Annotated in this window: 20 protein-coding genes and 2 tRNA genes; 12 read left to right on the top strand and 10 right to left on the bottom strand. The window is 60.8% G+C overall.

The annotated features are described in order from the left end of the window. Positions 1 to 152 precede the first annotated feature (152 nt). Together ychF and I5P96_RS13705 are read left to right on the top strand one after the other, a co-directional pair. Positions 153 to 1286: a redox-regulated ATPase YchF gene (ychF, locus tag I5P96_RS13700; RefSeq protein WP_097793016.1), complete on the top strand. Its 1134-nt coding sequence runs from the start codon at positions 153 to 155 to the stop codon at positions 1284 to 1286. 53 nt (positions 1287 to 1339) lie between these two features. Continuing rightward, entirely contained in the window at positions 1340 to 2023 is a 684-nt protein-coding gene (locus I5P96_RS13705; protein ID WP_097793017.1) for a 5'-methylthioadenosine/adenosylhomocysteine nucleosidase, read from the top strand. Positions 2024 to 2039: 16 nt separating this feature from the next. Here I5P96_RS13705 and I5P96_RS13710 read toward each other — a convergent pair whose 3' ends face one another. From I5P96_RS13710 to malQ, 3 genes are all read right to left on the bottom strand, one after another. After that, on the bottom strand, positions 2040 to 2480 hold the full coding sequence (locus I5P96_RS13710; protein WP_097793018.1) for a hypothetical protein: 441 nt from the start codon (positions 2478 to 2480) through the stop codon (positions 2040 to 2042). 63 nt (positions 2481 to 2543) lie between these two features. Beyond that, complete coding sequence (locus tag I5P96_RS13715) at positions 2544 to 3338, bottom strand: diguanylate cyclase domain-containing protein (protein ID WP_223382594.1); 795 nt, start codon at positions 3336 to 3338, stop codon at positions 2544 to 2546. A 194-nt stretch (positions 3339 to 3532) separates the two neighbouring features. Continuing rightward, complete coding sequence (gene malQ, locus I5P96_RS13720) at positions 3533 to 5074, bottom strand: 4-alpha-glucanotransferase (protein WP_223382595.1); 1542 nt, start codon at positions 5072 to 5074, stop codon at positions 3533 to 3535. 245 nt (positions 5075 to 5319) lie between these two features. On the opposite strand from malQ, the gene I5P96_RS13725 reads away from it, so the two are divergent. Genes I5P96_RS13725 through I5P96_RS13740 form a run of 4 tightly spaced genes read left to right on the top strand, consistent with a single transcriptional unit; the run spans position 5320 to position 8506 of the window. Then, entirely contained in the window at positions 5320 to 6507 is a 1188-nt protein-coding gene (locus I5P96_RS13725) for an alanyl-tRNA editing protein (protein WP_223382596.1), read from the top strand. Beyond that, a complete protein-coding gene (trmB, locus tag I5P96_RS13730) occupies positions 6504 to 7274 on the top strand; it encodes a tRNA (guanosine(46)-N7)-methyltransferase TrmB (protein ID WP_118554236.1) in 771 nt (256 codons plus the stop codon). Before I5P96_RS13725 ends, trmB begins: the two co-directional genes overlap by 4 nt. Beyond that, complete coding sequence (locus I5P96_RS13735) at positions 7267 to 7446, top strand: DUF6472 family protein (protein ID WP_097793023.1); 180 nt, start codon at positions 7267 to 7269, stop codon at positions 7444 to 7446. The genes trmB and I5P96_RS13735 overlap by 8 nt, the downstream gene beginning before the upstream one ends. 13 nt (positions 7447 to 7459) lie before the next feature. Then, the gene (locus tag I5P96_RS13740; RefSeq protein ID WP_223382597.1) at positions 7460 to 8506 is read left to right on the top strand and encodes a putative ABC transporter permease; all 1047 of its coding nucleotides are present in this window, start codon (positions 7460 to 7462) and stop codon (positions 8504 to 8506) included. A gap of 57 nt (positions 8507 to 8563) precedes the next feature. Here I5P96_RS13740 and I5P96_RS13745 read toward each other — a convergent pair whose 3' ends face one another. Continuing rightward, positions 8564 to 9484, bottom strand: coding sequence for an NDP-sugar synthase (locus tag I5P96_RS13745; RefSeq protein WP_097793025.1), 921 nt, complete (start codon positions 9482 to 9484; stop codon positions 8564 to 8566). Between the two features lie 265 nt (positions 9485 to 9749). Between I5P96_RS13745 and I5P96_RS13750 the strand changes: the two genes are divergently transcribed. From I5P96_RS13750 to thrS, 6 genes are all read left to right on the top strand, one after another. Continuing rightward, positions 9750 to 10529 (top strand): SDR family NAD(P)-dependent oxidoreductase, encoded by a 780-nt coding sequence (locus tag I5P96_RS13750; protein WP_223382598.1) that lies wholly within the window; start codon positions 9750 to 9752, stop codon positions 10527 to 10529. 106 nt (positions 10530 to 10635) lie between these two features. Continuing rightward, positions 10636 to 11271, top strand: coding sequence for an RpiB/LacA/LacB family sugar-phosphate isomerase (locus I5P96_RS13755; protein ID WP_097793028.1), 636 nt, complete (start codon positions 10636 to 10638; stop codon positions 11269 to 11271). Between the two features lie 21 nt (positions 11272 to 11292). Continuing rightward, complete coding sequence (locus tag I5P96_RS13760) at positions 11293 to 11661, top strand: DUF1622 domain-containing protein (RefSeq protein WP_223382599.1); 369 nt, start codon at positions 11293 to 11295, stop codon at positions 11659 to 11661. A gap of 334 nt (positions 11662 to 11995) precedes the next feature. Continuing rightward, a complete protein-coding gene (locus I5P96_RS13765; RefSeq protein ID WP_223382600.1) occupies positions 11996 to 13738 on the top strand; it encodes an ammonium transporter in 1743 nt (580 codons plus the stop codon). A gap of 245 nt (positions 13739 to 13983) precedes the next feature. Then, the gene (locus tag I5P96_RS13770) at positions 13984 to 15261 is read left to right on the top strand and encodes a chloride channel protein (protein ID WP_223382601.1); all 1278 of its coding nucleotides are present in this window, start codon (positions 13984 to 13986) and stop codon (positions 15259 to 15261) included. A 360-nt stretch (positions 15262 to 15621) separates the two neighbouring features. Beyond that, a complete protein-coding gene (gene thrS / locus I5P96_RS13775) occupies positions 15622 to 17412 on the top strand; it encodes a threonine--tRNA ligase (protein ID WP_223382602.1) in 1791 nt (596 codons plus the stop codon). 74 nt (positions 17413 to 17486) lie between these two features. Here the strand turns inward: thrS and I5P96_RS13780 are convergent, their stop codons facing one another. The 6 genes from I5P96_RS13780 to I5P96_RS13805 all read right to left on the bottom strand — a co-directional run bounded on the left by I5P96_RS13780 (position 17487) and on the right by I5P96_RS13805 (position 21377). Next, positions 17487 to 17867: a hypothetical protein gene (locus tag I5P96_RS13780; RefSeq protein WP_223382603.1), complete on the bottom strand. Its 381-nt coding sequence runs from the start codon at positions 17865 to 17867 to the stop codon at positions 17487 to 17489. A gap of 86 nt (positions 17868 to 17953) precedes the next feature. Further along, positions 17954 to 18943, bottom strand: coding sequence for a helix-turn-helix domain-containing protein (locus tag I5P96_RS13785; protein ID WP_223382604.1), 990 nt, complete (start codon positions 18941 to 18943; stop codon positions 17954 to 17956). Positions 18944 to 19141: 198 nt separating this feature from the next. Beyond that, positions 19142 to 20203, bottom strand: coding sequence for a tryptophan--tRNA ligase (trpS, locus tag I5P96_RS13790; RefSeq protein ID WP_223382605.1), 1062 nt, complete (start codon positions 20201 to 20203; stop codon positions 19142 to 19144). 260 nt (positions 20204 to 20463) lie between these two features. Further along, a tRNA-Asn gene (locus tag I5P96_RS13795) sits at positions 20464 to 20540 on the bottom strand. 41 nt (positions 20541 to 20581) lie between these two features. Continuing rightward, positions 20582 to 20656: transfer RNA gene (locus I5P96_RS13800), tRNA-Glu, on the bottom strand. Positions 20657 to 20753: 97 nt separating this feature from the next. Continuing rightward, positions 20754 to 21377, bottom strand: coding sequence for a hypothetical protein (locus I5P96_RS13805; protein WP_223382606.1), 624 nt, complete (start codon positions 21375 to 21377; stop codon positions 20754 to 20756). Positions 21378 to 21864: the final 487 nt, after the last annotated feature.

A 21864-nucleotide genomic window follows, 5' to 3' on the forward strand; every position in this document is an offset into this window, starting at 1 on the left:
CAGAGCTTACATGCTACAATTAGAGTCAGCCATGTAAGCTCTGTTTTTTTGTGAATGGAGCCTGGTCTGCGAAAAAGAGACCTGCAAAAACAACGGATATCCGTTCAATCGAGCTGTTTATCATCTACATCATAAAAGGAGAAATCACAAAAATGAAATTAGGTATCGTTGGCCTGCCCAACGTCGGCAAGTCCACTCTGTTCAACGCCATCACCTCCACCAAGAATGCGGAGGCGGCGAACTATCCGTTCTGCACCATCGAGCCCAACAGCGGCATCGTGGCCGTGCCCGATAAGCGGCTGGACAAGCTGGCTGAGATCTGGCAGACCAACAAGAAGACCCCCGCCATCGTCGAGTTCGTGGACATCGCCGGTCTGGTCAAGGGTGCCAGCCAGGGTGCCGGTCTGGGCAACAAGTTCCTGGGCCACATCCGCGAGTGCGACGCCATCGTGCATGTCGTCCGCTGCTTTGACGACGACAACATCATCCATGTCGTCGAGGATGTGACCAAGGCCGAGGCCGTGGACCCCATCGCCGACATCGACGCCATCGACTACGAGCTGATCCTGTCCGACCTGGAAGTCGTTCAGAACCGTGCCGGCCGAATGGCCAAGGCCGCCAAGAGCGGCAACAACAAGGGCGCTGCCGCCGAGGCCGCATGGCTGCAGCAGCTGGCCGACCACCTGAGCGCCGGCAAGCCGGCCCGCAGCTTCGACTTTGACGAGGGGGATGCCGAGCAGCAGACTGTCCTGCACGAGATGGGCCTGCTGAGCGCAAAGCCTGTCCTGTACGCCTGCAACGTGGGCGAGGACGACCTGATGGAGGGCATCGAGAACAACCGGTATGTCCCGCTGGTGGCCGCCCGCGCCAAGGAAGAGGGCGCCCGCTACATTCCCATCTGCGCCAAGACCGAAGAGGACATCGCCGATTACTCGCCCGAAGAGAAGAAGGCCTTCCTGGCCGAGATGGGCATCGAGGCCAGCGGCCTGGACAACCTCATCACGGCCAGCTACGACCTGCTGGGCCTCATCTCCTTCCTGACCGACGGCAAGAAGGAGTGCCGCGCCTGGACCATCCGCAAAGGCACCAAGGCCCCGCAGGCAGCCGGTAAGATCCACAGCGACTTCGAGCGCGGCTTCATCCGCGCCAGCGTCATCGGCTACGGCGACCTCGAAGCCAACAACTTCGACTATGCCGCCGTCAAGGCCAAGGGCCTGCAGCGCACCGAGGGCAAGGAATACGTCGTCAAGGACGGCGATGTCATCGAGTTCCTGTTCAACGTCTGATCGCAGACGTTTTTCCCGACTCCACCGAATTGAAAAGAGAACGAGGTTTCCAAATGATTATTGGCATAATGGGCGCAATGCCCGATGAAGTCGAGCAGCTCTGTGCAAAGCTGGAAAACGTCACCGTAGAGCCTTACGGCGGCGTCGAATACCACAAGGGCACCCTGGCGGGCAAGGAGGTCGTGGTCTGCTGCGCCGGGATGGGCAAGGCCAACGCTGCCGCCACCACCCAGGTGCTCATCACCAAATTCGGTGCCGAAAAGATCATCTTCTCCGGCATCGCCGGCAACATGACCAGCAAGATCGGCATCGGCGATGTCGTCATCGGCAAGACCGTGCTCTACCACGACGCCCAGCTGGACATGATCTGCCAGAACCCACCGTTCCTCAAGGAGTATACCGGCGACCCAGCCCTCATCGCCGCCGCCGAGGCCGCCTGCAAGGCCGCAGGCGTCAAGGCGCTGACCGGCAGGATCGCCACCGGCGACCTCTTCGTCGGCGACAGCGAGACCAAGGCCGCCATCGAGGCCAAGTGCGCCCCCGACTGCGTGGAGATGGAAGGTGCCGCCGTCAGCCAGATCGCTGCCAAGAACGGTGTGCCCTGCGTCATCCTGCGGGCCATGAGCGACAACGCCGACGAGGACGGCCACGAAGTTCTGGTCGTCAAAAAGTTCAGCATTGCCGCGTATGTTGCCACCGCGACCCAGATCGTGGCCGCGATGGTGGAAGCGCTCTGAGCAGAGCGCCTTCCCTTTACAGAAAGCGTTCCAGCCGGATGCGGTTGTCCTCTTCAAAATCCTGCACTTTCTGCATCAGGCGCTTGGAGCCGGGCGCAGCATCGGGATAGTCCTTCTGGGACTTGATGCAGTCCATCACGCCCTGGCTGCTGCCCTCGGAGAGCATCTCGGCCAGATTCCGGGTGGACTTGTCGGTCAGGGTCTTCATTCCGATGCCCATTCTGGTGTTGAGCTTTGCCATGGCGCTCTGGCCCTGGGCGGTTCCGCCGCAGGCCTCGATGGCGGTGTGGGCCTCCTGGTTCAGTTCGCGGTAGATGTTCCGTTCCCGCAGCAGTTCTGCCTTGAACTGCACGTCGTCCGTCATCGGCACGATCTGTTCCAGCGTGTTTTTGCCCATTTCCGTGTTCTGCACCACGGCTTCCAGCAGGCTGAGGTTGTCGTTTTTCAGATGTTCCATAACAAAAAAATCCCCCTTCTGGCTCTTAGGATGTCCAGAAGGGGGATCTTTTATCCAGTGATCTTATCCGGCGCAGACCTGGCTGCCGCCAGCTTCCTGCGCGGCCTTGAGCCGTGCTGCACAAAGCTCGTACAGTGCGTCCCAGTTTTTGCCCCGCACCTCGCAGGTGCAGGCGCAGCCGATGGACTGGGTGAACGGCACCCGGCGCATCAGGCCCACCGAAGCCACATAGGCACGAGGCATCTCCGCGTAGATGCTCCGCAGCTCCTCGGCCAGTTCGTCGCAGGTCTTGTCCGCACAGCCGATGGCGAACAGCGTATCGGTCAGGCGGCAGACCACCCGCTCGTCCGGGCGGTCGTAATGCTTCTTCCACTGGTTCGCCACAAAGCAGACCAGCTGATCCATGACGGCATCGCCCTGCTCCGCCTGCATCTGCTCGACGCGGTCCAGCTCCACCAGTGCCAGCGAGGCGCAGCGGTGGGCGTCGGTCCAGTCATCCAGGCGGGTGCAGAACTCGGTCTCAAAATAGCGGCGGTTGAACACACCCGACAAAAAGTCGTGGTTCATGTCATCGCGGCACAGCTCCCGCTCGCGCGGGGACATCCGGTCCTCCGGCAGGTCGTTGCCCGCCAGCGGCGCGGTCATCTGCAGTTTCCATATCTTGCCGTCCGCAACGATCTGGCGGCGCAGTACGCAGTCTACCTGCCCATTGCGCAGCTCATAGTCCACCATCAGGCCGTCATCCTGCCAGCTGCGGGCTGCTTCTTCGTCCGCTTCGGTCAGGGTCACGTCCTCAAAGGCGGCCTGTGCGCTGCGCACAAATTCGCGCAGGTCCTGCTCGGTCCATTCTTTCTTCATGCGTCTTTCCCCATCATTGTGGTGCCGGATTCTCCCTCCCGGCACACCTTGCCACGAAAAACACTTTGAAAATGTTTCTCAGATTACAAAGATTATACCACTTCTGCGAAAGACTTGCCAGCAAAACGCACAAATTTCAGCCAATTTTTTTGCAAATCCGTCAATCTGCTAACGTTCTCCCGGTTTTTCCGGTTTTATGCACGGCAGACCGCCTCGCACTCGCCCAGGATCTTTTCGGCCAGCTTCTTTGTGCCGAAGCCCTCGGCGGCGCGCCAGGTCCAGTTGCCGCCCAGACGGCCGGGCGTGTTCAGGTGGCCTTCCTCGCCCAGGCCCAGCCAGTCGGCCATGGGGATGATGGCGCGTTCGGAGGCCGAACCCAGCGCTGCGCGCAGCAGGGCCACGCGGGCCGCATCGGTCTTGACGGCGGCGACCTCTTTGGCCGTGGGGTGGCAGGGGGTCAGATGCAGGTAGGCACAGGCCATGGCCTTTTCTTTCTCAGCCGCACCGATCTCCCACCAGGCGGTCAGGGTCGTGTTGTCGTGGGTGCCGGGGTAGACCACGCTGTTCCGGACGTGGTTGTGGGGCAGATACTCATTGTCCCCGCCGCCGAAGGCAAACTGCAGCACCTTCATGCCGGGGAAGCCGCTCTCCGCCAGCAGCTCGCGGACGCTGTCCACGATGTCGCCCAGGTCCTCGGCGATGATGGGCAGTTTGCCCAGCGCGTTTTCCAGCGCGTGGAACAGCTCCATCCGGGGGCCGATCTCCCACTTGCCGCCCTTGGCGGTCGTGCTGCCCGCCGGGATGGCCCAGTAGGTATCGAAGCCGCGGAAGTGGTCGATGCGGAGCAGGTCGTAGATGCCCAGTGCATGGCGGACCCGCTCGATCCACCAGGCATAGCCGGTCTCGCGATGATACGGCCAGTTGTACAGCGGGTTGCCCCAGAGCTGGCCGTCGGCGGAGAAATAATCCGGCGGGCAGCCGGCCACACGGGCAAAGCTGCCGTCCGCCGCCAGTTCGAACAGCTGGCCGCCCACCCAGGCGTCCACCGAGTCGGCCGAGACATAGATGGGGATGTCGCCCAGGATCTGGATGCCCTTGGCGTTGGCATAGGCTTTCAGCTTCTTCCACTGGATAGCGAACTCATACTGCAAAAACTTCCAGAAGCCGATCTCTTCCTCGTGCTCCGCGCGGAACGCGGCCAGTGCATGGCCATCCCGCATCCGGTACGCGCGGGGCCACTCGGTCCAGCTCTTCATCTGGTTGGCGGTCTTCAGGGCCATGTACAGTGCATAGTCCTCCAGCCAGCTCTCGTTTTCCAGCGTGAAGGCATAGTAGGCATCCGGGTAGTAGTGGGCGCAGCCGTGCAGCCCTTCGCACTGCCTGCGCCAGGCCGCGTATGCCGCGCGCAGGATCTTGTAGCGGCTGGTGTACAGGGTGCCGTAGTCCACCTGAAGCGGGTCTTCGCCCCAGGATTCCGCCTTGAGCTGGGCGGCGGTCAGCAGGCCCTCCGCCTTGAGGGCGTCGAGGTCGATGAAGTACGGGTTGCCCGCAAAGGCCGAGCAGCTCTGGTAGGGGCTGTCCCCATAACCGGTGGGGCTCAGCGGCAGGATCTGCCAGATCTTCTGGCCCGCTGCGGCCAGAAAATCCACGAACGTTTCCGCTTCCGTTCCGAAGCAGCCAATTCCATAGGGGCCGGGCAGGCTGGACACCGGCATTAAAATTCCACTTTCACGCATGATGTACCTTCCTCATTTCGTTCGGATTTCGGTTATTTCCTATCATAACATAACCGCAGACTATTTTCCACAGGCAAAAATCGTGGTATACTTGTTTCTATCAAATAAAACCCTCTCCGTCAGCGCTCACGCGCTGCCACCTCTCCCGAAGGGCGAGGTCTTGGCATAATCTCAAAAACGGCCAAAAGCTCCCCCTTTGGGGGAGCTGGCGAGCGAAGCGAGACTGAGAGGGTCAGGAGGACACCATGCAATCCACTCAAAAATATTACGAGGCCGATGCCTACCGCACCGAGGCGGCAGGGCGCATCCTCGCGGCCGAGCCGGACGGCAACGGCGGCGGAAAGATCGCGCTGGACGGCACGGTCTTTTACCCCGAAGGCGGCGGTCAGCCTGCCGACCGGGGCACCCTGACCCTTCCGGACGGCACGGTGCTGCACGTCACCGACGTCCACGAGCAGAGCGGCGTCATCTGGCACACCACAGATGCCCTGCCTGAAACCGCCGCCCCCGGCACCGCAGTGCAGGAGGCCCTTGACTGGGCCTGGCGGTTCGACAAGATGCAGCAGCACACCGGTGAGCACATCCTCTCCGGCATCCTGCACCAGATGTTCGGAGCCGAGAACGTCGGGTTCCACATCGGCACCGACGCGGTGCGGATGGACACCAGCGTCCCCATCTCCGCCGAGGGCCTGCGGGAGGCCGAACTTGCCGCCAACCGCATCGTCTGGCAGAATGTGCCGGTGTGCATCACCTACCCCACCCGCGAGGAGCTGGCCGCGCTGACCTACCGCAGCAAGAAAGAGATCGAAGGCCAGGTGCGCATCGTGAGCATCCCCGGTGCCGATGTCTGCGCCTGCTGCGGCACCCACACCGCCGCCACCGGCGCGGTGGGCCAGATCAAGATCCTGGCCGCCGAGAACTACAAGGGCGGCGTCCGGCTGAGCATCGTCTGCGGCGAGCGGGCCCTGCTGGCCGCACAGGCCATGCGCCAGCGTCAGGCCGAGATCGGTGCCCTGCTCAGCGCCAAGCCCAGCGAGACGGCCCACGCCGTCCACCGCGTCTTCGACGAGTACACGGCCCTGAAATTTGCCCATTTCGGGCTTTGCAGCCAGCTCTTTGAGGCGCTGGCCGCACAGACCGCCCCCGGCGAAGACGCCATCCGCATCGTGCCGGGGCTTGACCCGGACGGCCTGCACCGGCTGGCCGTCAAGCTCAGCGAGGCCACCACCGGCCTGTGCGCGGCCCTGACGGCCAACGAAAAGGGCACTGGCTACTGTCTGGCCAGAGCCGACGGCGACGTCCGCGCCCTGACCAAGGCCCTCAATGCCGCCCTGAACGGCCGCGGCGGCGGCAAGCCCGGCATCTGCCAGGGCAGCTGCGCCGCAGCACCCGAACAAGTTGAACGATTTTTGAAGGAGAACCACAGATTATGAGAATGCGCTTCAAACCCTACGCCCACGATGAGCTGATGGCCGCCGATTTCCACGTCCACGAGCCCCTGATCTGGGGCGGCCGGTGGCACGCACAGTATGCCCGCCCGGAGCAGCCTTTTGTGCTGGAACTGGGCTGCGGCAAGGGCGGCTTTATCTCCCAGCTGGCCAGCGCCCACCCGGAGAACAACTACCTCGGCATCGACATCACCGACAAAGTCCTCATTCTGGCCAAGCGCAAGATCGAGGCCGCCTATCAGGAGGCGGGCCGCCCCATCGACAACGTCAAGATCATGAGCACCGACATCGAGCGCATCAAGGGCGTCCTCACGCCGGAGGATACCGTGAGCCGCATCTACATCAACTTCTGCAACCCGTGGAGCAAGAATGCCTCCTCCAACAAGCACCGCCTCACCTATCCCCGCCAGCTCATCCAGTACCGCGCCTTCCTCGAAGACGGCGGCGAGATCTATTTCAAGACCGACGACGACGATCTGTTCCGCGACAGCCTGGAATACTTCCCCGCTTCCGGCTACGAGATCACCTGGAAGACCTTCGACCTGCACGAGAACGAGCCGGCGTGGAACATCCGCACCGAGCACGAGGGGATGTTCACCGAGATGGGCATCAAGATCAAGGCCCTCATCGCCCGGAAGCTGCCCGGCGACGAGACCGTGACCTGGATCGAGCCGAAGGTGCTCAAAAAGATGGCGGCTGCCGAAGCCGCTGCCGCCGAGGCCGCTGCCCACGGGGAGACCGCCGATGCGTGACCCCTGTGAGCTGTGCGTGAACAATGTCCCGGACGAATACGGCACCTGTTATTGTGCACAGGGCGCCGCACTCGACGAGGACGAGATGGCACGGTATCTCTCCCGCAGCACCCGCGCCTGCCCCTTCTTTGAAGCGGGCGATGAATACAGCATCGTCCGGAAACAGAATTAACGGAGGTGTTCCCTTGCTTTCTTTTTTCGTTGATACCACTGTCTGCGGCTTTTCGCTGTATCAAGTCTTCGCTTACTTTCTCATCTACTCCTGCCTCGGCTGGTGTCTGGAGGTCATCTATGCCGCCGTCACGACTGGCAAGCTGATCAACCGCGGCTTTCTGAACGGCCCAGTCTGCCCCATCTACGGCTTCGGCATGGTCATCGTCCTCTTCGCCCTGACGCCCCTGTCGCGCAGCCTGCTCCTGCTCTACCTCGGCGGCGTCATCCTGCCCAGTGCGCTGGAACTGGTGGGCGGCTGGGCTCTGTACAAGCTCTACCACACCCGCTGGTGGGATTATAGCGACTACCCCTTCAACATCGGCGGCTACATCTGCCTGGAGTTTTCCCTGCTGTGGGGCGTGGGCACCCTCATCGTGATGAAGCTCGTCCACCCCATCATCGCCGATGCAGTGGCCTTCATCCCGCCGCTGGTAGGCATCATCCTGATGTTCCTGCTCTACGTCCTCTATGCCGCCGACACCATCGCCACCGCCTTTGCTGCGTCCGACCTGGCCCGCGACCTGGATGCGCTGGAAAAGGTGGCCGACAGTATGCACGCGGTCAGCGACGCCATGACTGAGCTGCTGGGCACCAACGCCATGGCCATGGACCAGAAGATGGACGAGAGCCGTTTGCAGTTCAAGCTGGCGGCCGCCGAGGCTCGCGACAATGCGGCCAAGCTGAACGCCCGCGAGGCAGCCGCTGCCATGCGCGCCAAGGCCGACGAGGCCATGGAGGCCGCGAAGCGGGCCTCGCAGGATGCGAAGCTCAACGCCAGCGAAGCTGCCAATGCCGTCAAGCTGGCGGCCAAAGGCAGAGCCGAGCGCACGGCCGAACTGTTCCGGCTGGAACAGCTGGCCGAGGAGCTGCAGGCCCGCAGCGAGGAGCTTCGCTCCCGCACCCAGCGCACCACCCCGCACTTCGGCAAGCGCCGTATGCTCCGCGCCTTCCCCAAGCTGAAGCACGGCGAGCAGAACCGCTCGCTGGACACGCTGCGGGAACAGCTGAAGCGAAAATGAACCAAAAAATGGAGCGCTCCCCGCAAAAGGGAGCGCTCCATTTTTTCATGGTCCGATTCAGTTCCAGAGGTCTTCCGGGTACAGGCCGTCCTGCGTCTTCTGCGCGATGGCGGCCACGACGGTGGGCTTGTCCTCGCGGTAGGTCACGCCAAACCACTTGTCGCGGCTGTGCAGGATCTTCACGGTCGCCTTGCCCTCGTCGATGAGTTCGCTGATGACCAGCGGCAGGAAATACTCGCACTTGAGCGGGTTCTGTTCCAGATTCTCAGTCAGCCAGCCCGCAAAACGGCGCTCGGCCTCATCGAGGAAGCTCCGGCCGAAGCCCCACAGGTTCATGCTGACGGGGGCGTCCAGCGGCAGGTCGTGCCAGCTCGCGCCGCCGTCCTCGGTGTAGTGGATGCCGCCCTCGTATGTCTCGATGCGGGTGCGCTCGGTGACGCTGTGCAGGGTACCGTCTGCGTTCGCGACGCAGACGCCGCGGGCAACGCTGCCGTTCTCGGAGACGGTGTTCTTCAGCAGGTAGCTGACCATGCAGTAGTCGTAGACCGTGCCGTCCGCGTGGGTGGACAGGTAATCGTAGATGACCTGGAACGCCTCCGGGCCGTAGTAGTCATCTGCATTGATGACCGCGAACGGGCCGTCGATGAGGTCTTTTGCCGCCAGGACCGCGTGGCAGGTGCCCCAGGGCTTGACGCGGCCCTCCGGGATGGAGAAGCCTGCGGGCAGCTCATCCAGCTGCTGGAATGCGTATTTCACGTTCATCACTTTGGCCACGCGGTCGCCGATGGCCTTTTTGAAGGTCTCCTCGATCTCGTGCTTGATGACGAAGATCACGGTCTCAAAGCCTGCACGGCGGGCATCGTAGAGGGAATAATCCACGATGACCTGCCCATTGGGGCCTACCGGGTCGATCTGCTTCATGCCGCCGTAACGGCTGCCCATGCCAGCTGCCATGACCACCAATACCGGTTTGTTCATATTCTGATACCTCCTGCGCAGTGCGCGTTTTCTGCCTTTATTATACTCCAAACGGCAGGCGTCAACAAGTGCCGTTCTGCATCGTGCGGGAACCCATGGATTCTGCCGCTCCAATGTGTTAAAATAGGGGCAGATCAGATCACGAGGCGCATCCCGCCCGGAGCAGATCTTAGACGACCTCAAGGCGCTGGACAACACCGCCTTCACCCCCGACGAGCTGCGCGCCATCGACGCAGCTTCGGGCTTCTGAGAAAGGACAAGTCCTATGAACAAGAAAACAGTCTGGATCACCGGTGCTTCTTCCGGCATCGGGCAGGAGTTCGCCCGCCAGTACGCGCGGCTGGGTTTCCGGCTCATCCTGACGGCCCGCCGGAAAGACCGGCTGGACGCCTTGGCCGAGGAGCTGCAAAACCGCTATCATGTGCCCTGCCGCGTCCTCCCCGCCGACCTGGAACGCGACGTTGACTGCAAGGCCCTGTGCACCGTACTGGCCGCTGAGCGCATCGACCTCTTCATCAACAACGCAGGCTTCGGCACCTGCGGCTGCTTCCTCGACACCGACCCGGAAAAGGAGCTTTCCATGCTGCGGGTCAACGTTCTCGCCATGCACCGGCTGTTCAAGTTCGTGCTCAAGAAGATGGACCGGCAGGGTTCCGGCACCATCCTGAACGTGGCCTCCTCGGCGGGCCTGCTCCCGGCCGGGCCGTTCATGGCGGGTTACTACGCCTCCAAGGCCTATGTGGTCAGCCTGACGCGGGGCGTGGCCGAGGAGCTGCGGGAGCAGCACAGCCCGGTCTACGTCTGCGCGCTCTGCCCCGGCCCGGTGAACACCGAGTTCAACGACCGCGCCGACGTCGTCTTCGCGCTCAAGGGCATCTCGCCGGAGCTCTGCGTGGAAGAAGCCATGCGCGGGATGCTCCGCCGCAAGACCATCATCGTGCCCTCGGCCCTGATGCGGGCCGCCACCACAGCCCAGAAACTCGTGCCCGCCCCGCTGCTCATGCCCATCCTCGCCCGGCAGCAGAAGCGAAAGCTGGGCCGGTGATTGACTTTTGCCCGCCGACACGATACACTAACGTCAGACACGCACCGCCTTCCGCATATTTTTGGACGGCGGTGGAACATTATGCTATTGCAGGAGGAATTTTTCCATGAAGATCGCACTCATCAACGAAAACAGCCAGGCCGCCAAGAACGGCCTCATCGAAGCAGCGCTGAAGAAGGTCGTGGAACCCATGGGCCACGAGGTGGTCAACTACGGCATGTATGCCGCCGACGACAAGGCACAGCTGACCTATGTGCAGTGCGGCATCCTGGCCGCCATCCTGCTGAACAGCGGCGCAGCCGACTATGTCATCACCGGCTGCGGCACCGGCGAGGGTGCCATGCTAGCGCTGAACAGCTTCCCCGGCGTCATCTGCGGCCATGTGGAAGACCCCGTGGATGCCTACACCTTTGCCCATGTCAACGATGGCAACGCCGTGGCCATGCCGTTCGCCAAGGGCTTCGGCTGGGGCGGTGAGCTCAACCTCGAATACTGCTTCGAGAAGCTGTTCGGCTTCGGCCACGGCCAGGGCTACCCCAAGGAGCGCGTGGAGCCGGAACAGCGCAACAAGAAGATCCTGGACGGCGTCCGCGCCGCCACCTTCAAGCCTCTCATCGAGTGCCTGCAGAGCATCGACCAGGACCTGCTGAAGGGTGCCGTGGCCGGTGAGAAGTTCAGCGAGCTCTTCTTTGCTTCCTGCAAGGACGACGCGCTGGCTGCCTACATCAAGACCCTGCTGTAATTTTTGCCAAGGAGACGCACGATGAGCGCTTTGTATCACTTCAACGCAGCCGCTTCGGAGGTCCTGGAGCTGTTTCTGGAATCCGCCGTGCCCATGATCGCCGGGCTGGCAGAGGTCATCGGCCTGTTCATCATCGTCACGAGTCTGGTGCGGGCGACCTACCATTACATCCGCGCCTTCTTCTTCCACGACCGGTACGATTTTCACCACGAGATGAGCAGCGGCCTGACCACCGCGCTGGAATTTCTGATGTCGGCCGAGATCGCCAAGACCTTTCTGCTGCAAAACCTCGAATCCGTGGTGCCGCTGGCGGCCACGTTCGCGCTGCGGGCTTTGATGAGCCTGCTGCTGCACGTCGAGATGCGGGCCCAGCATAAGACGGAGGAATGACCCACCCGCCGCCGGGCCGCAGCTTCGTCCAAACTTTTCCGGCCCACTTCCCACCCGGATTGTGAAAAACGTAAAAAATACGGTCTGGCACTTGACACTTTGACCAAAACGCTCTATACTCGTGCCATCGAAAGCAAAGGCGCTGACGGAAGCAATTCCGCCAGCGCTTTTTGTGTTTTCGGCAGAAGTTCGGACTTCTGTGCTTCCGGGGGAAGATCGAGGGCCTCCGGAGGGGAAGATCCGCGCTGCCGCGCAGATAGAGGGGCGCAGCAGCCGGAGTACGCAAGGCCGGTTCTGGTGGCCGGCCGCACAACAAATGGGGAGGTATCCAGTTATGTTCCGTTCCGTAGACACCTGCTGGGTGTTGGTGGCCGCGTTCCTGGTCTACTTCATGCAGGCGGGCTTTGCGCTGTGTGAGGCAGGTTTTACCCGCGCCAAAAACACCGGCAACATCCTCATGAAAAACATGATGGATTTCTGCATCGGCACCCCGTGCTACTGGCTCATCGGCTTCGGCCTGATGTTCGGCGGCACCAGCGCGCTCATCGGCGGGTTCGACCCGTTCATCCAGGGCGATTATTCCCATCTGGGGCTTGACATCCCGCTGTGGGTGTACATCGTGTTCCAGACCGTGTTCTGCGCCACGGCAGCCACCATCGTGTCCGGCTCCATGGCCGAGCGCACCAACTTCAAAGCCTACTGCGTCTACTCCGCCGCCATTTCGCTGGTGGTATACCCCATCTGCGGCCACTGGATGTGGGGCGGCGGCTGGCTGCAGAGCATGGGCTTCCATGACTTTGCCGGTTCCGCAGCTGTTCATAACGTGGGCGGCGTCATCGCTCTGCTGGGCGCTGCGATGCTTGGCCCCCGCATCGGCAAGTACGACAAGAACGGCAACCCCCACGCCATCCCCGGCCACAACCTGACTGCCGGTGCGCTGGGCGTCTTCATCCTGTGGTTCTGCTGGTTCGGTTTCAACGGCGGCTCTTCCCTGAGCCTGGCCACCGATGAGGCCATGACCCTGACCGGTCTGGTCTGCTTCAACACCAACCTGGCCGCTGCTGTGGCCACCTGCGTGACCATGATCTTCACCTGGCTGCGGTACGGCAAGCCCGATGTTTCCATGACCCTGAACGGTTCGCTGGCCGGTCTGGTAGCCATCACGGCAGGCTGCGACGCCGTTTCTCCGTTCGGTGCCTTCATCATCGGCTTTGTGGCCGGTCTCCTGGTGGTCCTGAGCGTTGAGTTCTTTGATAAGATTGCCAGGATCGACGACCCCGTCGGCGCAGTCTCCGTCCACTTTGCAAACGGCGTGTGGGGCACCATCGCAGTCGGCCTGTTCTCCAACGGCGGCGACGGCGTGGGCAAGGGCCTGTTCTACGGCGGCGGCCTGAGCCAGCTGGGCATCCAGCTGCTGGGCCTCATCACGGTCGATGTCTATGTCGTCGTCGTGATGTTCCTCATCTTCAAGATCATCGACAAGACCATCGGCCTGCGCGTCCCCGCTGAGGTGGAGATCGACGGCCTGGACATCCACGAGCACGGTCTGGCTTCTGCCTACGCTGGCTTCTCCATCTCCGACGCCAACGCAGCCGCCATGACCCCCAACGAAAACACCGACCTCGGCGAGGACGACCCCGTCAAGGCTTCCGCAACGCAGATGTCTGCTGCGGTGCCGGTGGTGCGTGAGCCCGCCGTCATCCACGACGGCATCTACGACACCGGGATGCACAAGGTCTCCATCATTGCAAAGCTGTCCAAGTTCGACCAGCTGAAGACCGCTCTGAACGATCTGGGCGTGACCGGCATGACCGTGACTCAGGTGATGGGCTGCGGCATCCAGAAGGGCACCAGCGAGAAATACCGCGGCGTCCCTGTGGATTCCACCCTGCTGCCCAAGATCAAGGTCGAGGTCATCGTGTCCAAAATCCCGGTCGATTTCGTGGTCGAAGCCGCCAAGAAGGCCCTTTACACCGGCCACATCGGCGACGGCAAGATCTTTGTTTACAACGTGACCCGCGTGGTCAAGATCCGCACCGGCGAGGAAGACTTCGCCGCCCTGCAGGATGTGGAGTAAGTTCCACGATCTCTTTTCTCCGCTGTCCCCGCTTTTTGAAAGCGTGTGATAGATCATTTTTCTCCTTTTCCTTTTTTCTGATCCAAACAGCAAAAACGATCCCCGGTTCCTTCCGCACAAGGGAGCCGGGGACCGTTTTCGTCTGCGCCGCTTTTTGGGTTGACAACCCCGCCCCGCTGTGTTATGTTGGAGCGGTCTCGAAACACATCATGGACCGGACGTCAACGATACAGGAGTTTTCTTCTATGAACAATTTTGATACGTTCCAACGCGAAGCCAAAGCCGCCCTCCGGGTGACGCTGCAATGGTTTTGTCTGGCGATCCCCACGGGCCTGGTCTGCGGACTGGTGGGCACCCTGTTCCACCTTTCCGTCGAGTGCGTCACCGAGCTGCGGGCTGCACAGCCCTGGCTGCTCTTCCTGCTGCCCGCGGCGGGCCTGCTCATCACCGCACTGTACAAGATAACGAAGTGCGAGGGCGTAGGCACCAACAATGTCATCCGCGCCGTGCAGAGCGGCGAACCGGTCAGCATCCTGCTGGTCCCGGCCATCTTCCTGGGCACTGTGCTCACCCACCTGTGCGGCGGCTCGGCCGGCCGCGAGGGTGCCGCGCTGCAGATGGGCGGCAGCATCGGCTGGAACCTCGGCACCCTGCTGCACCTCAAAGACTATGACCGCCGCACCGCCACCATCAGCGGCATGGCCGCGTTCTTCTCGGCCCTGTTCGGCACCCCGCTGGCCGCGGCCCTCTTTGCCATGACCATCGAGGATGTGGGCCTGACCTTTACCTCGGCTTTTGTCCCGGCCTTCACCTCGGCCCTCATCGCCTACGGCTGCTCGCTGACCTTCGGCATTGCGCCCACCCGCTTTGCGCTCACCGCACCGGAACTGACGGTCTGGAACGCTTTCCTCATCATCCTGCTGGGCGTGGCCTGCGCGGCCGTCTCCCGGCTCTTCTGCGGCACACTCCACTTCATGGAACACACCGTGCCCAAGCGCATCCCGAACCCCTGGGTGCGGGTCCTGGCCGGCAGTGTGCTGGTCATCGGCTTCTCGTATCTCTTTGGCGTGGGGCGCTACAACGGTGCCGGCATGAACATCATCACCGCTGCTGTGGAGCAGGGCCAGGCCCTGCCCTGGGATTTTCTATGCAAAATCTTCCTCACCGCGCTGACCCTCTCCTGCGGGTTCAAGGGCGGCGAAGTCGTGCCCAGCTTCTTTGTGGGTGCCACCTTCGGCTGCGCATTCGGCCCGCTGCTGGGCCTGCCCGCCGGGTTCGCGGCCGCCGTGGGCCTCGTGTCCGTCTTCTGCGGTGCCACCAACGCCCTCATCCCCTCCATCCTGCTGGGCTTTGAGCTGTTCGGCGGGGCCGGGCTGGAGCTCATCGCGCTGGGCTGCGGCATCTGCTACATGCTCTCCGGCCACCACGGTCTTTACAGCAGCCAGACCTTCGTCACCAACAAGCTGCGCGCGGAGTATATGTCCCATAAGTGGCGTGTACGAGTGAAAAAAGAGGAAGAATGAGCTTCCAGCCCTTGATTTTTCCCGAACGTCGTGCTACAATCAGCATAGTTTCATCCTGTTGAAAACGATGATGCGGACAAACCGAAGTCCCGACCCCTGCGTTGCAGAGAAGGCCGCCGCTCTGTTCAGAGTGTGCTGCAAGCGGCCCAGCGCACCCGGAGCTTCTACCACCGCAGAGTGCAGAGGCGAACCTCTGCCGGGTGCGCCCGTTACAGCACAGCGAGTGGTGCGGCCTGACCGCACAATTCGGGTGGAACCGTGGAACGCTTCTGGATCTTTCAGGCGCTTCATCCCGTGTATTGCTGCGGGGTGAAGCGCTTTTTGTTTTTCATTCTTTTCAGGTTCAAAAGGAGATTCATTATGAAGATCATTTACAAGGACGGCCATGTGGACGAGTGCCCGCAGGACCAGGAACTGCATGTTATCCGCCATACCGCTGCACACGTGATGGCACAGGCCATCAAGCGCCTGTATCCGGAGGCCGACTTCGCCTTCGGCCCTGCCACCGAGAACGGCTTCTACTACGATGTCGATCTGGGCGACACCAAGCTCACCGACGAAGATCTGGCCAACATCGAAAAAGAGATGCACAAGATCACCAAGGAAAATCTCGCCATCAAGCCCTTCATCCTGCCCCGCGCCGAGGCCGTGAAGCTGATGGAAGAGCGCCACGAGAACTACAAGATCGAGCACATGGCCGACCTGGCCGATGAGACCGAGTTCAGCTTCTTCCAGCAGGGCGAGTACGTGGATATGTGCATCGGACCCCACCTGACCTACACCAAGGCGCTGAAGGCCTTCAAGATCACCCAGCAGTCCGGCGCATACTGGAAAAACGACAAAGAGAACAAGATGCTGACCCGTATCAATGGTGTGGCCTTCCACAACCAGGAAGAGCTGGACGCCTGGGAGAAGGAGCAGCAGGAGGCCCGCGAGCGCGATCACCGCAAGATCGGCAAGGAGATGGGCCTGTTCATGACCGACGACCTGGTGGGCCGCGGCCTGCCCATGTTCCTGCCCGCAGGCTACACCGTCTGGCAGGAGCTGGAGAACTATATCAAGGCCAAGGAGCGCGCACGCGGCTATCTGCACGTCATGACGCCCTGCATCGGCACCGTGAACCTCTACAAGACCTCCGGCCACTGGGACCACTACCGTGAGAACATGTTCCCCGCCATGGAGATGGAGGGTGAGAGCTACGTTCTGCGCCCGATGAACTGCCCCCACCACATGATGATCTACGCAAATCATCCCCACTCCTACCGTGACCTGCCCATGCGCATTGGCGAGATCGCCCACGATTTCCGTTACGAGTCCTCCGGCACCCTGAAGGGCATCGAGCGCGGCCGTCACTTCTGCCAGAACGACGCCCACCTGTTCTGCACTCCGGAGCAGATCAAGAGCGAGGTCGCCGATGTCTGCAACCTGATCTTCGAGACCTACAAGGACTTCAACATCACCGATTACCGCTGCGTTCTGTCCCTGCGCGACCCCGCCGACAAGAAGAAGTACCACGACGATGACGCCATGTGGAACCACGCCGAGAACGCTCTGCGTGAGGTGCTGACCGAGCTGGGCATCCACTTCACCGAGGAGATCGGCGAGGCTGCCTTCTACGGCCCGAAGCTGGACGTCAACGTCAAGCCCGCTGTTGGTGCAGAGTACACCCTCTCCACCTGCCAGCTGGACTTCTGCCTGCCCGCCAAGTTCCACCTGACCTATGTGGACAAGGACGGCACCGAGAAGACCCCCGTCGTGCTGCACCGCGCCATCCTGGGTTCTCTGGACCGCTTCATGGCCTACCTGATCGAGGAGACCAAGGGCAAGTTCCCCACCTGGCTGGCCCCTGTGCAGGTCAAGGTCCTGCCCGTCTCCGAGAAGACTCTCGACTACGCCGAGGCTGTCACCGAGAAGCTGGTTGAGGCCGGTGTCCGCGTGGCACTGGACGACGACAACCAGAAGATCGGCTATAAGATCCGCGCTGCCCAGCAGGTGGACCGTGTGCCGTATATGCTGGTTCTGGGTGCCAAGGAGGCCGAGGCCGGCAACATCTCCGTCCGTGACCGCAAGGGCGAGACCACCACGATGGATCTCGACGCCTTCATCGCCAAGGTGACCGACGAGATCAAGAACCGCACCTACAACAGCTAAACATGCGCTAAAATAGCAGCGAGGCCCTCTTCCCGCACGGGAAGAGGGCCTCGCTGTTTATTCTGTATGGATTTTCAGACCCCACTGCTGCCACGGGAGCTGATACTCATAGGTGGGGTGCCGCTGAACACCGCCTGCCCGTTCACGGTATGCTGCGTCAGACCGACAATATCCAACAGCTGACTTTCGCTGTATTTTGTTGAATAGTTCAGGAGTTTTGCATTCTGGCAGATGTAGTTCCCATTTACCTTTTTCACCGCTCCGACACGTTCCAGTTTGGCCAAAATTTTCCCCAGCTGTTTGCGGTCCAGTCGGATGCCTTTTTCGGTCAATGCCTCAGAAAGCTGTTGCACCGACAGCGGCTTTTCCCGCACCAGAAGCGCGAACGCCAGTTCCGAAGCGTTCAGGTGGTACAGGATAAGTCCCTTTTTCAACCAGATACCGTTCTGTTTCATCGTTCTGCCCTCCTTGTGTGGCTTTGGCCTAAGTATACCATACTACCTTTGGATCGCAATGGATGAATTGTGAATTTGTGGGGGCTTTACCGATTTTTTCTGTCTGCCCACGCACGGACGGCAGAGTAGAGGGCGGCGAAGACAAGCCCGGCCACGGCCCAGATGATCCAGCTCTTTTCCCAGTTGTTGTTCCAGAAGCTGACAGCGAGGTACACCGCCGTCACAAGGCACCAGTAGGCCCCGGCAAACCAACCGACGCGGCGGTTCGTCCACTTTTCGCGGACGGTGTATTCCCCCGTTTGCAGCAGCTTATCAAAGCTGCCCTGGGTCATCCCGGCCCGGATGAACAACTGTACTGCACCGGCCACAATGGCCAGCAGCAGGCCGACTGCGGCAGCGACCCAGAAGTCTGGTACTCCCAGCATGGCCGTACCCAGGATCGGCACCACGGCCAGCACACAGAGCACCACGCCCTGGGTCATGCTGCGGCGGTAGGTGGGCGCATACTCCTGTTTCTGCCGCTCCACGATGCCCTCCACACCATAGGCAAGGGCGATCTGCTCTTTTTCCAGATATTCGAACGCTTCCAGCCGGATGGCGGCGGGCAGGATGAGCAGCAGCCCCAGCGCGACGAAGAGCAGCAGGAAGATGACACCGAGCCCTGCCATCCGCTCTTCGTTGGGTGTACCATCGCTCCATGCGCCCAGAACAAGCAGCGCGATGGGGCTGAGGATGCACAAGCCCACACCCGCCGCCATCTTCCCATGCACGGCCTGCACCGTGCTGAGATATGCGTTTGCCTCGTCAAATGAGACGGTGCGGCAGGGTTCCGTCACCCGCTCTTCCTTCGGCAGCGGGGCCGTGGCATCGGGCTGTTCCAGCTCATCTTTTAATAAGTAGTCGGTGCTCACTTCAAACAGAGCACTCAGCTTCAGAATTTTATCCAAGTCGGGGATGGACGTTCCGCCCTCCCACTTCGAGACAGCCTGACGCGAAACGTTCAACTGATCGGCAAGCTCTTCCTGGCTCCATCCATTCTGGCGGCGGAGAAGGGCAATTTTTTCGGCTAAGATCATCGTGTTCTCTTTTCTGCCGCAGGGCGGCGTATCAATGGATTCCGGCGGACGTCCTCTATGCTGTTATCATAGCAGATTTTCCAGTTGACAACCACCAATTGCGGCTTGAAATTTGTCAACCAGCGGTTGCAGCCACGCAAAAACCGCCTACCCCCAGCATCATCGCATGGGCACAGGCGGTTTTGTTTCTACTATCTGTTACTTCAGCAGATTGTTATCCGTAAAGTAGTCGATCCGCATGGACTTGCGGACATCGGCGAGGGTGGCGGCGGCGGTCTGTTCGGCCACGGCGCTGCCCTCCTTCAGGATCTCCACGACCTCCGGCAGACGCTGCTCCCACTCCTTGCGGCGGGTGCGGATGGGCTCCAGTTCGGCCTGCATGACGGCGTTCAGGAACTTCTTGATCTTCACATCGCCCAGGCCGCCGCGCTGATAATGCGCCTTGAGCTCGTCGAGGTTCTGGTACTCCGGCAGGAACTCGGCGAAGTGCTCCGGGCGGCTGAACGCATCCAGATAGGTGAAGACGGGGTTGCCCTCCACCTTGCCGGGGTCCTGCACCCGCAGATGGCCGGGATCGGTGTACATGGACATGATCTTCTTCTTGATGTCCTCCGGTTCATCGGACAGGTAGATGCAGTTGCCCAGAGACTTGCTCATCTTGGCCTTGCCGTCAATGCCCGGCAGGCGCAGGCAGGCGTGGTTGGACGGCAGCAGGATCTCCGGCTCGGTCAGCGTCTCGCCGTAGACGGCGTTGAACTTGTGGACGATCTCGCGGCACTGCTCCAGCATGGGCATCTGGTCCTCGCCTGCCGGGACGGTGGTGGCGCGGAAGGCGGTGATGTCGGCTGCCTGGCTGATGGGATAGGTGAAGAAGCCGACCGGGATGCTGGTTTCAAAGTTCTTCTGCTGGATCTCGGCCTTGACGGTGGGGTTGCGCTGCAGGCGGGACACCGTGACAAGGTTCATATAATAGAAGCTCAGCTCGGTCAGTTCCGGCACCATGGACTGGATGAAGATGTGGGCCTTGGCGGGGTCGATGCCCACGGCCAGATAGTCCAGCGCCACCTGCAGGATGTTCTGGCGCACCTTCTCCGGGTTGTCGGCGTTGTCGGTCAGCGCCTGCGCATCGGCGATCATGATGTAGATCTCATCGAACTTGCCGGAATTCTGCAGGCGGACACGCTCTTTCAGGGAGCCGACGTAGTGGCCCACATGCAGGCGGCCTGTGGGGCGGTCGCCGGTCAAAATGATCTGTTTCATAACTATTCTCCTTCTTTTTCAGGCCCGCCTTTGTACAACCTCTCCGTCAATGCTTCGCATTGCCACCTCCCCTGGTAGGGGAGGCTCTGGCGTGTCCAGATCGTTCCCGGTTTTGCCAAGGGCATCCCTGTCAGGAGCGGTGGACGCCGCAGGCGGCCTGAGCGGTTCATCTTTTTATAAGTATATCCCCTGTGCATTTTTCTGTCAACAAAAGGGTCAAAACAAAAAGAAAAAGCGATGGAAAACTTCCATCGCTTTGCTGGCGCCTCTTGCCTGACTCGAACAGGCGACACCCTGATTAACAGTCAGGTGCTCTAACCGACTGAGCTAAAGAGGCATCTATATAAAACGGCGTAGAGCCGTTTTACTACTATAAAATGGTGACCCGTACCGGAATCGAACCGATGTTAAAGGCGTGAGAGGCCTCTGTCTTAACCGCTTGACCAACGGGCCATACGTCCATTTTGCATCGGGTGTTCGCTCCCGACTCGATTATTTTAGCACAGCAGCCGCTCTTTGTCAACAGGAAATTTCAAGTTTTTTCAAAAAATCAGAAAAACCTCCGGGCGCTCGTCTTCACGGCCCCCAACAGCACATCCAGATACAGCCCGACGACGCTTTCCACCTCGCCCATCTCCATGCTCTGGCGCTGGGGCAGACCGGCCAGCCGCCCGCTGTACAGACACTTGAGCTGGGGCATGGCCGCGTAATCGTTGGGGCGCATGAGGGTGCTGTGCCGGGGCAGGTCCAGCGAGCCGCTCTTCTGCAGCACCTCACTGACGAACTGGGAGCAGAAATAGTGGCGGCGGCGGTTCCAGCGGATGTGCAGCGCGCAGAGCAGCAGCCCCACCGAGTTGAAGCGGTAAAGCTCGCCGTGGTTCATCATGTGGTCGGCGCGGCGCTTGGCGCGGGCATAGGCCTCATCCGTCACCTCCAGCGCATAGAGCGCACAGGGGATATTCTCCCGCAGCCGGAAGACGCCCCGGTTGAGGTATTCCCGGCTGGGCCCCGCCGGGAACATGGTGTAGCCGTTTTTCCGGGTGGAGCTGTACAGGGTGGTCAGGTCCTCATCAAAGGCGAGGGAGATATGGGTATACTCCGCCCCGGTCAGTGCGTACACCAGATTCGAAACCAGCGTTCCCGAACGGGTCAGAAAGATATAAAGCGTTTTCATAGATGTACCGGTTCTCCCCCAAAAATTCCAAACTGTGGATGTGTTGATTTTGCGTTGTTTTTACAGTATAACATAAACTAAGTTTCTTTGCCAGTGAAAAACGCGAAAAATCGGCGAAAATTTTTCTTCCACCGTTTGGAGGAGCCTTTCTGTCTGGAATACGGTTCCGCGTTTGATTTTATTGCATTTACCGGCGCACGTTCCGGCGGCAGCCCCTGCCGCCCGGCTGCTTCCATTTGTTAAAGTTTTATCAAAATTTCGTTTTTGGAAAAATCTCTTTATTTTCTTTACCGGGAAGGGACGGTTTTTTCATGAAATGTCTGCAATTCCATCCGATTCTTAATGAAATTTGTTGTTTCTAACCGAAGGATTTGTCCTATTTGGTTGATTTTGGAGTCATTTTATGTATAATGGTATACAGGAGAATACGCATCTGTATTTCTTCATCGCCCGCGCTGCCTTTTGGCTGAGGTGCGCGCGACGCGCG

The organism is Faecalibacterium prausnitzii (genome assembly GCF_019967995.1).
Lineage (GTDB): Bacteria > Bacillota > Clostridia > Oscillospirales > Ruminococcaceae > Faecalibacterium > Faecalibacterium prausnitzii_E.